Below are 13,229 nucleotides of genomic sequence, written 5' to 3'. Positions count from 1 at the left end.
TGCATGCGCCGGCGTTATCCACTCTCTATCCACAGGATACGCAACGTGCCATCGCGCGCGAACGCACAAACTATTGCCGAATTACGGGAAGCCATCGACAGGATCGACGGCTCGACAAGGCGCGTGCGCAAGACGCTGGCGTTCGGCGTCCCCGAAATAGACCGCCGCCTGCCAAATGGCGGACTGAGCTTTGGCGCCATCCATGAGATCGGCGGTGGCGGGCAGGGTGCCGTCGCAGGCGCGGTATCCGCACTCTTTGCAGCCGGCATTGCGGCCAGGACACAAGGACCGGTCTTTTGGTGTCTGTCTCGGACTGACCTTTATGCGCCCGGTCTGGCGCAGGTCGGGTTAAATCCAAACCGCATCATCTTCGTCGAGAGCAACGATGAGACTGCGATCGGGGAAAGTTTCGAGGAATGTCTGAGATATGGAGGGATGGGCGCGGTCGTGGCCGAGCTTGTTCGTTTGCCTGCGGATCTGTCCAGACGCTTTCACCTCGCGGCAGAGAAGACCGGTACCCTCGGGCTCATTGTACGCCGATGGCGTCGTCAGGCTGAAGCAACCGACTTCGGTCACCCTACGGCTGCCTCGACACGCTGGAGAGTGAGCGGCATGCCGTCCGAACCCCTACCCGTTGAAGGCGTCGGCCGCCCACGATGGCTGCTTGAACTCATCAGGCAGCGAGCCGGGGAGAATTTCGATATTGAAGTGAACGCATGCGACGCCGAAGGCCATATGAGCGCGGTGCGCCAGGAAAGGACTGACGATGAGCAGCATTGGCAACGGCGGGGATAGCGGTCACTCGATCGCGAACGCAAATGTGCACTACGCGCCGAAATGCTGCATCGGTGGATGCGAGAAATGGGGATTGGCCGGGTTCGCGGCGAGCAAGCACGTCGAGGCCCGCTGGTGGTGCTGGGAGCATTATCCCCATAAGAACGAGACGCCGGAACAAAGGGAAGCCGCGAGCATTGCTGCAAGGCTTGGGATAGAGAAACCACCCCACTGAGCTTGCACGCAGTGAGATGGTTCAGGTCCGCTGCATCAACGATCGAATCAATACCACAAGGAACTGATTCCCGCGTACCCCATTTGGGGGATAGGAACGGGAGGACCGAACATGACCCACTACGCCTGGACTATCGAAGCAAAGGGCCGACAGACCATTAAGAAGGTCACCACGATCGAGGATATGCACGACGTCTTGCGCGTGCTGGAGCTACCGGGCGTAGCACCGCCGGATTGGATCACGATGGAAACGGAGAGTGCCGAACACGGGAGTTATATGCACAACCATGGCGGCGATGATGAGTGGTCGCTGACTTGGACGAAAGTTGATGATCCTGGTGCGTAAAGGCCAGCCCCTGGCGCGTGAGCAATCTAAGCCCACTCACCGAGGCCGTTAGCCATACCCGCTTGAAAAATTGCGAATGGAAAGCGAATACCCTAAAAAGGGTTTAAAGTTTTATAAATCGAATAAACTAAAGGAATTTCAAATGGAAAGTGATGCCGGGCAACTTTACTTACTCTGGAGCTCTCTTGCCGTGGGAGTTTTTCTGATTGGTGGCTTTGTCTTTGCTAGCTGGCCGGTAAAGCCTGAGGACAAGATTTACTTGTCGCGCAGAGATGATCAAGGCCCTGTAGAAAGGAAGCGTAAGCGCGTTCGACATGACTCTCCCCCGGTCAGGTAGTTCATGAGAATGACTTACTAGAGGCCGCCAGTGCTCGCTTTTCCGAGACTACACCATCCAAACGGTCAACTACCGACTTTCACGGCCCGGCGTTAAAATCTGCTTTGGGGTTAACCTCGGGAGGACGAACAGTGGACGCGGATGTCGAAGCTTTGACGTTCCATCTACAACTGATCAGCGATGACCTTGAAGCGCTGTACCAGGCAGAGCCATCGCGACAGGTTGCCGAAGCCATAGTCGCGCTCCGTGAGGAGTGGCTGGAATACGAAGCATGTCTCGAACGTCTTGGGGATCTTCCCGCCGGGACGATGGGTGGGCTTAAGCGGCAACCAAGGTGGAGTTTGCACCTGTGACGCCGAGATTACCGGCGAGGAGGCCCTCCGGCGCGCCGCTGCTATATTAACTACCTCTGATGATGCCGAAACATGTGCCGCCCGATGCCGCCGAACAGGGAGACGCAGTTCCGGCTCTCTGGGCCCTTAGATGCGCTGCAGGATCTCGGGGAATACCTTTTCCCAAAGAGGATGAAGGTGGGAGTGACCCACTCGGTTACAATGCGAGAGGATTGAGTATATAACTCTGGGGAACCCATTCGCGGGAGCACTCGAATGTCTTGGATCAAGATCAGCACGAAGAAAGGGGTTTTGAAAATCAAGCCAAAGCGCCAAATCCGGTGGGCTGAGCAGAACGGCAGGGTGTTGGTTTTCACGCGGAACTGAGCCGGTTTTTCCACCGAGAAGTGAGCCACCTCTAAGTATGGTTTTCTGATCAGGGTTTGGTCAAGAGATTGGCTTTTTCTCCTTTCTTCTGGGCTGCGGCGGCCGAGCTGGCTTTGAAGCGGAAGCTGTCATTTCCAGTTTCCAGGATATGACAACGGTGGGTCAGACGATCGAGCAGAGCGGTCGTCATCTTGGCGTCGCCGAAGACGGTTGCCCACTCGCTGAAGCTGAGATTGGTTGTGATGATGACGCTGGTGCGCTCGTAGAGCTTGCTCAGAAGGTGGAAGAGTAGTGCGCCGCCTGAGGCGCTGAACGGCAGGTATCCCAACTCGTCTAGGATGAGCAGATCGAGGCGCACCAAGGTCTCCGCGATCTGGCCCGCCTTGCCCTTGGCCTTCTCCTGCTCGAGAGCATTGACCAGTTCGATGGTCGAGAAGAAGCGGACCTTTCGGCGATGATGCTCGATGGCTTGGATTCCAAGAGCGGTCGCGACATGCGTTTTTCCAGTGCCAGGGCCACCGATTAGGACAACGTTCTGCGCCCCATCCATAAACTCGCATCGGTGCAGTTGGCGCACGGTAGCCTCGTTGATTTCGCTGTCAGCGAAGTCGAAGCCGGAGATGTCTTTGTACGCAGGAAAGCGAGCGGCCTTCATGTGATAGGCGATGGAGCGGACCTCGCGCTCGGCCATCTCGGCCTTCAGCAACTGTGACAGGATGGGCACGGCCGCATCAAAGGCAGGAGCCCCTTGCTCGATCAGGTCTGTGACGGCTTGGGCCATGCCATACATCTTCAGGCTACGCAGCATGATGACGACGGCGGCACTGGCAGGATCATGACGCATGGCGACCTCCTGCGATCCGGGCGCGTAGGCCATCATAGCGTTCGACGTTGGCCTTGGGTTCACGCAGCAAGGTCAGCGCCTGTGGCGTATCGATGTCGGGACCATCGATTGTCTTGCCGTCGATCAGCCGATGCAGCAGGTTCAGCACATGCGTCTTGGTCGCCACCCCCGCATCCAAAGCCAGTTCCACAGCCCTGAGGACGACCTGTTCGTCGTGATGAAGGACAAGAGCGAGTATGTCCGCCATCTCACGATCACCGCCGGGGCGGCGAAGCATCTGGTCTTGCAGTTGTCGAAAGGCCAACGGCAATTCCAGGAAGGGCGCACCATTGCGCAGGGCACCGGGTTTGCGCTGGATGACGGCAAGGTAATGTCGCCAGTCATAAATCGTCCTCGGCGGTTTGTCGTGGCTGCGTTCAATGACCCGCTCATGCTCGCATAGGACATTGCCCTCGGCCGCAACGACCAGTCGCTCGGGATAAATCCGCAGGCTGACGGGCCGGTTCGCAAACGATGCTGGCACGCTGTAACGATTACGCTCAAAGGTGATCAGGCATGTCGGCGAGACGCGCTTGCTCTGCTCGACGAAGCCGTCAAACATGGCGGGGAGCGACATCAATGCTGCCCGCTCATCAGCCCAGACATCCGCGATCGTGCCGGACAAGGTGCCATGCGCAGTCTCCCTCCATAGGTCCTGGCAATGCTGTTCCAGCCAGGCATTCAACGCCGCCAAATCTGGAAAGTCCGGCATCTGTTGCCACAAGCGTGGTCGGGCATCCTGGACGTTCTTCTCGACCTGACCTTTCTCCCAACCTGCCGCTGGATTGCAGAACTCGGGCGCAAAGACATAATGGTTCGTCATCGCCAGGAAGCGGATGTTGACCTGCCGCTCCTTGCCCCGGCCTACGCGATCGACCGCCGTCTTCATGTTATCGTAGATGCCACGGCCAGGTACGCCGCCGAACACACGGAAGCCGTGCCAATGGGCATCGAACAGCATCTCGTGCGTTTGCAGCAGGTAGGCCCTGACCAGAAAAGCCCGACTGTGCGACAGCTTGATATGTGCGACCTGCAGCTTCGTGCGCTCGCCGCCTACCACGGCATAATCTTCACTCCAATCGAATTGGAATGCTTCGCCTGGGCGAAAGGATAGCGGAACGAATATGCCGCGGCCCGCTTTCTGCTGCTCAGCCCGCCAGTCACGGGCGAATGCGGCGACCCGACCATAGGAGCCGGTAAAGCCGAGAACCACCAAGTCCGCATGAAGCTGCTTCAGCGTTCGGCGCTGCTTGCGCGACCTCCCGGCCTCGGTCTTCAACCAGCCAGAGAGCTTATCGGCGAAAGGATCAAGCTTGCTCGGTCGCTCCGGTACCGCGAACGTCGGCTCGATCGTACCAGCGCTCAAATACTTCGCGATCGTGTTGCGTGACAGCCCCGTGCGCCGACTGATCTCCCGGATCGACTGCTTCTCGCGCAGCGCCATCCGGCGGATGATGTTTAAAAGTCCCATGTGGATCACTCCGTTGCCCCCGTCGCTCACCGCGTTGGGGGGAAAGGTTCACATGGCTCAATTCTCAATGGAAATTATGCGCCTAACCGGCTCAGTTCTGCGTGAAAACCAACACATGATGACGATGATTGCCGAGTTGATCGGGTCATTCAGTCGGGTCGGCACGCTCTCCCGGAAGATGCGCGACGTATTGGTGCGTTCAGCTTCTGATTCCGCCGTCTCGGTCGAGTGTGGATCGTCGATGATCACTCGATCACCACGGCCACCGGTCAGGCTGGCGAATGGAACGCCTTCACGAAACCCGGTCTTGGTATTGGCGAACGAGCTTTCACCCGCTCTTACAAGCTCAACCTCTGGCCAGAGCGCCCGATACCATTCGGACTGCACGAGGTCACGCATGCGGCGGCTATCGCGCTTGACGTACTTCTCGGCATAGCTCGTGGTCAGATATCGGAGCGACGGGCACCCGATCGGTCCCCATTCCCACGCCGGCCAGAGAACCGACGTCAGAAGGGATTTCATCGTGCCGGGCGGCACATTGATCAGCAGGCGGTTGATCCGCCCATCGGTCACCGCTTCCAGATGGTCACAGATCGCGTCCAGATGCCAACCGTGGACGAACGTCGAGTTCGGCTCCACCACATGCCATGCTTCACGAACGAAGCCAGCCAGGGTTTGGCAGCGCGCCCGTATGCGCTCCGCATCCTTGGCGGTCCGTTCCCTTTCAAGAGCCGCTGCTCTCCGAGCCTTCTCCGCTCGTATCGCCCTCATCATCATCGCCGGGTCCACCGGCAAGCGGACCGAAGAGAGCTTCGAGGCGTTCGAGATCATCTGCACTCACGTTGGTCAGATCGATTGGGATGGCGCCGCCACCCGGTCCAGACAGTTCACGCTTGGCAGGGGCATAACTGCCCTGCATCTTGTTTGCCTCAGCAATGGCAGAGATGGCCACTCGCGCGTCTTTCTCTGCGTGGCCATCGAATATCGTCTTGAGAGCGGAAAGCCTGTCAGCGGCTGTCCATTCGGCTTTCTCGGCCACTCTGTTTTTGATTTGGTCAACACGAGAGGCGATGTTGACATTTGTTGACAACCTAGAGGCGGCGGTCCTGTCACCCTTGTAACCGGCTTCCAGATATGCGTCCGTAGCAGTCATGCCCTTGGCAAGTGCCTGGGCGAATGCCTCGTGCCTAGCGTTCTTCAAGACGGGCATGGGCTAACCTTGGAGGGGGTAGATGGAACTTTTCCATATGCGTGTGATGCAGCGACAAGTCCTTGACCAATGCAAGTACCTAATCAAAGCGGCTGAGCGCATTAACACCGGTCTCGCGGCAAACGATCTCGACGAAGTGTTTTTCTCCATCCAGAATTTACTGAACGCCGGCGCCAACATTTCCAAGATGCTTTGGGGGCAACTAGGGAAGCGCGCGAAAGAGCGAGAAGCATTACGGGCTAGCGTCAACGTGGCTGACGACTCCGCATTGCGGGAAGTAACTATGCGCAACAACTTCGAGCATATGGACGAGCGAATTGACCGATGGTGGGTAAACTCGAAGCAACATGTCCATGTAGATCGGGTTGTGGCCCCCAAAGGGGCGGTGGCAATCCCCGACCCCACCGATCTGTTCAGGGAATTTGACCCAACGACGACAAACGTCGGGTTTTGGGGGCAGGAGTTCAATATTCAGGCGCTAGTAGATGCGGTGCAAGCAATTTTGCCTGCTCTCGAAGCTGAAGCGAAGAAGCCTCACTGGATACAATAAGAACCGAACCTTAGCCCGGCTCTCCATTTCAGGACTGCGGGAGTGTTACCGCATTCGCCCGGGATCGAGTGATAGGCCGTGGGTGTCGAAGCTCTCAAGGTAGACCGGCCGGAGATCGGCGATCTTGCGGTAGGCGACGACGCCGGCGGTGCGCATGAACTGCCAGGTGTGGCTGGCCGCATAGACGAAGGCGGGACGGAAGAAGTCGATGAGCAGAATGCTCAGGACAACGGCGACACTGTAGAACCCGTGCAGGTGTCGGTAGTAGCGCATGCTGTTTCCTTTCGGCTGGGGTGAGAAAGAAACCCCGCCGGCCGTGAGGCTGACGGGGTTAAGCCGGGTTTGTCGGCCCGGGGAGGAACATTAGAGACTTCTAAGGGTTCACTCGCTGGAGGATACCCAATGACCCCAAGAAATATGATTTTCCTACTGTGCGGCGCGTTCTGTCTGCTGGCACTGCTTCTCATCTACAACGGCTTTTACAAGGCAGGCACCGAAAGCGCGAGTGCAAAGGGAGCTATGATCTCCGATGCGTCCCACTCCACTCAGCAATGGGCAGCATCGTCCGGACACTATATCCTAGCTTAGGAGGAAAGAATGGACGAAGATCTTATCGCTCGCCTCGGCTCCATTGGCGAGGAACTGCATACGCGGGCACTAGCATTGGCCCATCCCGATCAAAACCACGACCTTGCGTTGATAATGTCCGGGCTGGCACTGACTATAGAAGCGGTTCGATCGCTTGGGCTGGCGGCCAGCCATCTTGACGGTTTGTCGGGCCTGGGTAGCACCGGCGACTAGCCAGCGATTAGGACTGGCATGGGTCGTCCTTGGGAGAGGACAATGGACGAAGACGAATTGCTGATGGCCGAAATCAATGCCGTCGCTAGCCGGGCAGATCAGCACCGGGACAAACCCATGGATCTGAAGCTAGTGTCGAAAACACTTAGTTCGATGTTTCCACACCGGTCTCCTGAGGAGATCGAGGACAAATGCATGGATGTCTGGCGCGCTCGCGGGATATTCTGGCGACACTGAGCAAAACTATTCCTACCTGCCGGTGGCCGGCTGTCATTTCGCGATATGAATATTCTACACTTGCCGCAATAACGTTGGAGGTTTGGATGGAATACGCGGAAGTTGAGAAACTGGCTAAAGCGCTGTTCGAGAAAGAAAACCAGGACCCCTATATGGTCTGGGCAGAGCCATTCATGTCCAGAACAGGGCAGGACATTGCTGTAGGTGTCGGCGAAGATATCCGCGAACTTTATCGCCAACGTGTCAGGGATGCCGAGAGGTAGAGAACCGGACCTTAACCTGGCGAGAAGGCCACAAGACCCGCCGGCGCCCTTGTGGCTTCTTCCCGAAGCACGCCCTACGCCGACGTGTGGATTGAAAATTCCGCACGGCGCCCCATTTCTCCAAGTTACACTTAGGAGGAGCCACCATGAACCGAAATACCCTTATTGGCCTTGCAGTTGCCATCGTGGTTATTGTCCTTGCGTTTGTGTACCTGACGCCAGGGAGCAAGGACACTACGACAGAAACAACTACGCCGCCGGCGACGACGACCGAGCCGACGACTTCGCAGCCTTCGACTACCGCCCCGACAACTACGACGCCGTCAACAACTGAACCGACAACGACGCAGCCATCCACGACGACACCAGCTCCGTAACGGCATTGAAGGCGGCCATCCTACCGCATAGACGGCGGTTATCGGCTAATCGCGCTTGCCCGGCGACGGGCTGCTCTACGTCGATGAATTGAAAAATTGGTGGGCGCCTTCAGTTGCATGCTCAAGTCCTGAACTGAGCCACTCCGCCTAGAGGGGTGCCTCGCGAGTGACTGAACGGATTACGCACCGACAAACAACGTCGCAACGCCTCTAATCCATTTGGGGATGGCATCCCCATCCTGAGTCGCCAAATACCTGACTGTTTGCCGTTTCAACCGTAAGATATGGATTACAGTGCTAGCAACCCAAACCCCAAACGCTAGCGTTCACCTCGCGTCCAAAAGGTGCACCCGCGGGCAAGAGGACAGCGAAGCAGGTTCATCCTTGCTTCTTGATGGGCGATCATCTCCGCCGGGTGATCGCCCATTGAATTCGATCCCCGAAAAGCACCCAAAAAGCAGAAGCCGCCCTTTGACTTTCCAGGGCGGCTTCATATGCTTTTATTATGGTTTGGTCGTTGAAAGCCCCGTTGAATACAAGGACAGGCTAACAAACGAATACGCGCAATTCAATCAGGTGAGGCGCTCACAAACGCGTGAGCAACCTGCCCTATGCCGCCTGCCGCTTCCGTCTTTCGGACTCTCGCTGGCGGCGCATCTCATTTCGCTTATCGGCCCAGGTGAAGTCCCGAAGCTCGGGAACGGCGACCGGGCTGAAAGCTCCGTCATCTCGCCATGTCAATTCGTGGGCGACGTCTGCGATGTTGACGTGAATATGCTCGATTTCGGGGCCAACACGCAACAGGTCAAGCAGACCAGTTTCGTTATTTTGCAATGAGTTCCGAGCCAGTGCTAACGCAATATGCGAAATTGCCCGGTCTTTGCGGCGTCTTCCGGTTTCGACATGGATGCCTTCGTCCAAGCACCAGTGTTTGAACGGTCGGCCGCCTGCCCTGCCCATTGACCAATGCCAAAGGCACCGACGCTCACTCTCGTCAACGACGAAGATCACCAGTTGATTGCAACGCTCCCATGCTGAAATGTCCTCGGCCTTGAGGCGGGTTGATCGCTGATCCCAGAAGGACGCGCGCTCTTCCTCGTATCGCTCTCCGCCCCATCCGTTCTGATCGGCCTGGCTATGGATGAATGGCAGGCTCTGCGACTTCAAGCGTGCTGGCCGGGCCGTGTCGGGTAACCGCCTATCTGTCTCGGCACCGCGGATGAAAAGCTCGATGATCTCTTCTCTGGTCATGCCGATCTCCGTTCGTCGAAAAGGTCTGGCTGTGTGGCGCTGGGGCCGAATGCTTTGACTACCCGCTCGTATAGCATGCCGGCGAGCGCATGGCGCTGATGAGTGATGCCGGAAAGGTCTCGAGCAATGTATTGTAGCTGCCCTACCGGCGTGGCGTCGAAGACTTCCAGCCACTTGATTGGCTCGTCTTCGATGATGCCCTTGCAAGCCTCCACCAGGTCGCTGACGGCCCAGAAAAGGTACTCGTCGAGCTGCCCTTGATTGTTGGCTGTTTCGGCAAGGGTGGACATCACCATTCGGAAATGATCCTCGCCGCGGTTCCGAAGGATGCGGTCCATGGTGGCTACTGCGCGAGTCTGTCGGATATCCGGATAGGCTCGGCCGTCGATGATCTCGATCGAGTATTCCTCACAGATTGCCGGGACGCGCGGGTCGATCATACAGCCCTCGCCTTCCGCTCGACCTCGATCATGCGACCTTTCCGAAACAGCTTATCCGCCGCGATCTTGGGCACCTGGCAGCGGTCTCCGGCTCTCTTATAGTCCCCGTTGAAATATGCAAACGTCGCCTTCAGCACCGCCTTTGTGGCTTCAAGTTCGGTCGGGAAGACGACAGGCCTTGCACCGCCACCCATGAGGGGTTTGGGTTGGCCGTCCTTGGCGAACCGAAGCATGGCCCAAAACCCGCCGGGGACTGGTCTGGTGTAACCGCTGTACTCGTTCATGCTGCAATCCAATCCATCTGGTCAGGGCCGCGGGCTGCATATTCCGGCCATTGATTTGCCATTGCCTCTGCGATGCCGGTGAAAAACCGGGATCGCTCTTTCCACCTGTCGGGACCGGGGGGCATCCGGTGAACACGTGCCTGCCGTCCTTCAACGATGTTGGTGGGGACGAGCGCCGGCAGGTTCTTCAGCCACAAGCACGTGCGCTTCACTTCCGGGTGACCGAATTGCCAAGGCTGAACACTCTGGGTGAACTCCTGATAGTTCGGTATCCGCTCCTTCGCGTGCTTGTGCATGACCGGGTTCTCGATCGCGATGCGTTCAACCGGAGCATTCCAGAAAGCCCCGAACACCGCGGCGCCCTCGTCCAGTTCCGCCCACATATCCGCCTCTATGCGGCCGGGAGGCGCCTTGGACAACCAGCGTACTCCGCTGTTGCAAAGCCGGGTGCATGGCGGGTGAGCGACCATGAGCAAATCCCAACCATCGTTTAGGATGTCGCGTGCATCGCCCGTGATATGGCGGTTGCTACCATCTTCCGCCGGCAAGAGGTCGCACGACCAAGCATCGTGGCCGCGGGCAAGGAAGCATTCCGGACAGTGCCGGAGAATTCACATGCAATGAGGACTTTCGTTGATCGCATCAGAACGCCCTCCCACCGGAACAAATATTAGCGTTCGCAGTTATTCTCGCGGTTCTGGGAGGAACCCAAAAATGCTGATCGAAACCGAGATGAACTGCAGCGACATTCGCTGGTCCGTCCCCGTGCCGGTGCGCACCCCAAAAGGACGGAAACTTGACGTCTGCGGCCCGCAAGAGGCGATGAATGTCCTCGCGATGGACTGGCCGAAAGATGAACGCGGCGAACACTACGAGCGAGCGCGAAAACTTTGCATGGCGGCCATGGGCCGTCGAGTGCCGGCCGAGACGATGCGGGATGACTTTATCGAGGCTTGCCTTGAGGCTGGGCTGTACTGCGTTTAGCATCACATCAGCCTCCCCTGCACTTCGGCTGGTCGCTCGGACACATACCGAGTGTAACGAGCCTCGAATTTGAGCGTGTCGGTGATTGTAGGATCACCGAAGCGGACCTTGATGCTGCCTATCTCGGCAACGCCGGCGATCTCGGACCCGAAAACCTTGTTGATCTTTTTCCAGTCGGCGTCGGATGCCGCGATCTTTTCCCGCTCGGCTTTGTATTTCTCGGCCCTGTAGAGGTACATGACCGCGTCATAGTCAGCGCGTGCGCCAGCCCCGCCGTAGAGGTCAGCGGCTATCGGGCGCGGGTTGTCGCGCTTGTCGCCGAATCCGTTCCGCTGATTGAGGACGAGAACAGCAGCTGCCGTTTCATCAGCCAACGCCTTCAACTCGACAGTGACGTCTCCGGAGATCCGATCTGCCGATAGTTTGGGGTCTTTCGGCTTCACCTTGCCAATGTGGTCGAGGACGACCATTGGCGTGCGACCGTTGGCGAAGCGCTTGATGAAGCGTCGAGCGTAGGCGACAAGCTGCGTTACCCCTTCCCGCTGGCAACGGATGATTTCGAGCGGTTGCCTGTCGATCCACATGGCGAAGTTGACGCATGTGTCCTGCTCGCTCTGGCTCATCATGCGAGCCGGGTCGCGCTGTTGGCGGATATCGATGCCGTGAACCTGGGCGATCATCTGCCGGATGCACTGCGACGCCGACTGGTCGTAGGAGAGGAAGAGGACCGGATGGCCCTGTTTGATCGCGTGATAGATGAGCTGCATCGTGAGGCTGCTCTTTCCCTCTCCTGAGGATGACAGCAGGCCATAGAGGTTTCCGGCTTCGAACACCGGCTCGGACAACACCTTTGCAATCTCAGCAAGCGCGATCGGCACCCCGACAACGCCGTCGCGCTTGGAAGCAGCGTTGAAGCTGGCGAGATAGGATGATCCAGCCGACGCGCTGGATTTCAGCGCTGACAGGCGCTCACGGCGCTCCTTGAGGCGATTTTCCAGCTGCTCGATCTCGTCGACCAGCGTCATCAGCGAATGCCCCTCTTTGGACATCTCAAGCCCGAACTCGGCTTCGTGGCTAAGCATACGGGCCAGAGCCACGCCCTTGATGGTCTCGATCGATCCTTCGAGGCGGCTGCGCGTCCCTGCATTGGCGCCGAGTATCATGAGCTGGGAGAGATAGCCGGCCGGGCTGATTTCGACGTCCTTCCTGTCTTCAGCCTTGAACTTCAGGACTTTCGGCAGCGATGGCTTCAACGAGACTGAGTTGACGTTCTGGCCTCCTCGGTAAAGCTCCACGGCGGCTTTGAACGCCGTGCTATGGATGCCCTCGACGAAATCCTCTGGCTCCAGGCCACAGTCGGCAAGGATCGAGTTATCCGAAAACATGCAGGCAAAGAAGATTTCAGCTGCTTCGAAGGCGTCTTGGTCGCTGATGCGATCTCTGAATGTTTGTTGGTCGGTTTGAATGTTCATGCGGCTTCTCCAAACTTACCGGCCTCGTCGCCCCAAGCTGTCCAACCTGTGCGGTCGGTTCGACTGAAGAGATCGAGGCGGTTGGCACGCGGCATCAGCCGCTCGGCCTCGTGGTAGGCTTCCTCGGGTTTCTGGGAGTGATCGCGAACCTTGCCGTGAATGACGGAGCGGGTGGATCTGGTCAGCGTTGGCTCGCCGCGCTTGGCGATGATGAATGGCTCATGGGAACCCCGCAGCCCGTATCCGGTCCCGAACGACACCTTTCCGTGCTTCGTCATCTTCACCCAGACACCCTCGGTGCAGTAGATGAACCCCCATGCGGTGACGGTCGTCAGTTGCTGCGGCAGCATCGGCGCGGTGCACCAGAGCCATAGGGTGCAGTTCGGCGCGGCCAGGTCGAGGACTGGCATTGCATTGATCTCATCAAGCGGCATCGTTTTGTAGTGCGCTTGGGCAGACTTCCCCTCGCCCTTCTCCGACCGAACGGCGAAACGCCACGGCGGGTCAGCCATGATGAAATCAAAGCTGTGCGGCTGCAGATCGCCGAAAGGCCATTGGTCCTGGAAGAGCCTCATACGATCGCCCCCAGGCTACTT

18 protein-coding genes and 1 pseudogene are annotated in these 13,229 nt (G+C 58.0%); 7 read left to right on the top strand and 12 right to left on the bottom strand.

Annotation, left to right across the window (positions count from 1 at the left end):
* Positions 1 to 3 precede the first annotated feature (3 nt).
* Together QO002_RS10765 and QO002_RS10760 are read left to right on the top strand one after the other, a co-directional pair.
* Positions 4 to 795 (top strand): ImuA family protein, encoded by a 792-nt coding sequence (locus tag QO002_RS10765; RefSeq protein ID WP_307229427.1) that lies wholly within the window; start codon positions 4 to 6, stop codon positions 793 to 795.
* A 325-nt stretch (positions 796 to 1,120) separates the two neighbouring features.
* Positions 1,121 to 1,354 (top strand): hypothetical protein, encoded by a 234-nt coding sequence (locus QO002_RS10760; RefSeq protein WP_307229425.1) that lies wholly within the window; start codon positions 1,121 to 1,123, stop codon positions 1,352 to 1,354.
* 501 nt (positions 1,355 to 1,855) lie between these two features.
* On the opposite strand, the gene QO002_RS10755 is transcribed toward QO002_RS10760, so the two are convergent.
* The 5 genes from QO002_RS10755 to QO002_RS10735 form a co-directional block, all read right to left on the bottom strand.
* Positions 1,856 to 2,038 carry a hypothetical protein gene (locus tag QO002_RS10755; protein WP_307229423.1) on the bottom strand — a complete coding sequence of 61 codons (183 nt, stop codon included), beginning with the start codon at positions 2,036 to 2,038 and terminating at the stop codon, positions 1,856 to 1,858.
* 421 nt (positions 2,039 to 2,459) lie between these two features.
* Positions 2,460 to 3,254, bottom strand: a complete 795-nt coding sequence (gene istB / locus QO002_RS10750; RefSeq protein ID WP_307226847.1) for an IS21-like element helper ATPase IstB — start codon at positions 3,252 to 3,254, stop codon at positions 2,460 to 2,462.
* Positions 3,244 to 4,764 carry an IS21 family transposase gene (istA, locus tag QO002_RS10745; RefSeq protein WP_307226926.1) on the bottom strand — a complete coding sequence of 507 codons (1,521 nt, stop codon included), beginning with the start codon at positions 4,762 to 4,764 and terminating at the stop codon, positions 3,244 to 3,246. The genes istB and istA overlap by 11 nt, the downstream gene beginning before the upstream one ends.
* Positions 4,765 to 4,821: 57 nt before the next feature.
* Entirely contained in the window at positions 4,822 to 5,541 is a 720-nt protein-coding gene (locus QO002_RS10740; RefSeq protein WP_307229420.1) for a hypothetical protein, read from the bottom strand.
* Positions 5,489 to 5,974: a terminase small subunit gene (locus QO002_RS10735; RefSeq protein ID WP_307229418.1), complete on the bottom strand. Its 486-nt coding sequence runs from the start codon at positions 5,972 to 5,974 to the stop codon at positions 5,489 to 5,491. Before QO002_RS10735 ends, QO002_RS10740 begins: the two co-directional genes overlap by 53 nt.
* 22 nt (positions 5,975 to 5,996) lie before the next feature.
* On the opposite strand from QO002_RS10735, the gene QO002_RS10730 reads away from it, so the two are divergent.
* A complete protein-coding gene (locus QO002_RS10730; RefSeq protein ID WP_307229417.1) occupies positions 5,997 to 6,524 on the top strand; it encodes a hypothetical protein in 528 nt (175 codons plus the stop codon).
* Positions 6,525 to 6,569: 45 nt separating this feature from the next.
* Here QO002_RS10730 and QO002_RS10725 read toward each other — a convergent pair whose 3' ends face one another.
* A complete protein-coding gene (locus tag QO002_RS10725) occupies positions 6,570 to 6,797 on the bottom strand; it encodes a hypothetical protein (RefSeq protein WP_307229415.1) in 228 nt (75 codons plus the stop codon).
* Between the two features lie 324 nt (positions 6,798 to 7,121).
* Between QO002_RS10725 and QO002_RS10720 the strand changes: the two genes are divergently transcribed.
* From QO002_RS10720 to QO002_RS10710, 3 genes are all read left to right on the top strand, one after another.
* A complete protein-coding gene (locus QO002_RS10720) occupies positions 7,122 to 7,325 on the top strand; it encodes a hypothetical protein (protein ID WP_307229412.1) in 204 nt (67 codons plus the stop codon).
* A 42-nt stretch (positions 7,326 to 7,367) separates the two neighbouring features.
* Entirely contained in the window at positions 7,368 to 7,562 is a 195-nt protein-coding gene (locus tag QO002_RS10715; protein WP_307229410.1) for a hypothetical protein, read from the top strand.
* A gap of 86 nt (positions 7,563 to 7,648) precedes the next feature.
* On the top strand, positions 7,649 to 7,825 hold the full coding sequence (locus tag QO002_RS10710; RefSeq protein ID WP_307229408.1) for a hypothetical protein: 177 nt from the start codon (positions 7,649 to 7,651) through the stop codon (positions 7,823 to 7,825).
* A 986-nt stretch (positions 7,826 to 8,811) separates the two neighbouring features.
* On the opposite strand, the gene QO002_RS10705 is transcribed toward QO002_RS10710, so the two are convergent.
* From QO002_RS10705 to QO002_RS10690, 4 genes and pseudogenes are all read right to left on the bottom strand, one after another.
* Entirely contained in the window at positions 8,812 to 9,453 is a 642-nt protein-coding gene (locus tag QO002_RS10705) for a hypothetical protein (RefSeq protein WP_307229406.1), read from the bottom strand.
* A complete protein-coding gene (locus QO002_RS10700) occupies positions 9,450 to 9,893 on the bottom strand; it encodes a hypothetical protein (protein WP_307229404.1) in 444 nt (147 codons plus the stop codon). The genes QO002_RS10705 and QO002_RS10700 overlap by 4 nt, the downstream gene beginning before the upstream one ends.
* Positions 9,890 to 10,177 carry a hypothetical protein gene (locus tag QO002_RS10695; protein WP_307229401.1) on the bottom strand — a complete coding sequence of 96 codons (288 nt, stop codon included), beginning with the start codon at positions 10,175 to 10,177 and terminating at the stop codon, positions 9,890 to 9,892. The genes QO002_RS10700 and QO002_RS10695 overlap by 4 nt, the downstream gene beginning before the upstream one ends.
* Positions 10,174 to 10,820: pseudogene (locus QO002_RS10690) on the bottom strand (hypothetical protein). Before QO002_RS10690 ends, QO002_RS10695 begins: the two are co-directional and overlap by 4 nt.
* 71 nt (positions 10,821 to 10,891) lie before the next feature.
* Here QO002_RS10690 and QO002_RS10685 point away from each other — a divergent pair.
* Entirely contained in the window at positions 10,892 to 11,161 is a 270-nt protein-coding gene (locus QO002_RS10685; RefSeq protein ID WP_307229399.1) for a DUF982 domain-containing protein, read from the top strand.
* 2 nt (positions 11,162 to 11,163) lie between these two features.
* On the opposite strand, the gene QO002_RS10680 is transcribed toward QO002_RS10685, so the two are convergent.
* Positions 11,164 to 12,633, bottom strand: coding sequence for a DnaB-like helicase C-terminal domain-containing protein (locus tag QO002_RS10680; protein WP_307229397.1), 1,470 nt, complete (start codon positions 12,631 to 12,633; stop codon positions 11,164 to 11,166).
* A complete protein-coding gene (locus QO002_RS10675) occupies positions 12,630 to 13,208 on the bottom strand; it encodes an MT-A70 family methyltransferase (protein ID WP_307229395.1) in 579 nt (192 codons plus the stop codon). Before QO002_RS10675 ends, QO002_RS10680 begins: the two co-directional genes overlap by 4 nt.
* Positions 13,209 to 13,229: the final 21 nt, after the last annotated feature.

Source organism: Pararhizobium capsulatum DSM 1112 (assembly GCF_030814475.1).
Lineage (GTDB): Bacteria > Pseudomonadota > Alphaproteobacteria > Rhizobiales > Rhizobiaceae > Pararhizobium > Pararhizobium capsulatum.
This window is presented reverse-complemented; position numbering and strand designations above follow the sequence as displayed.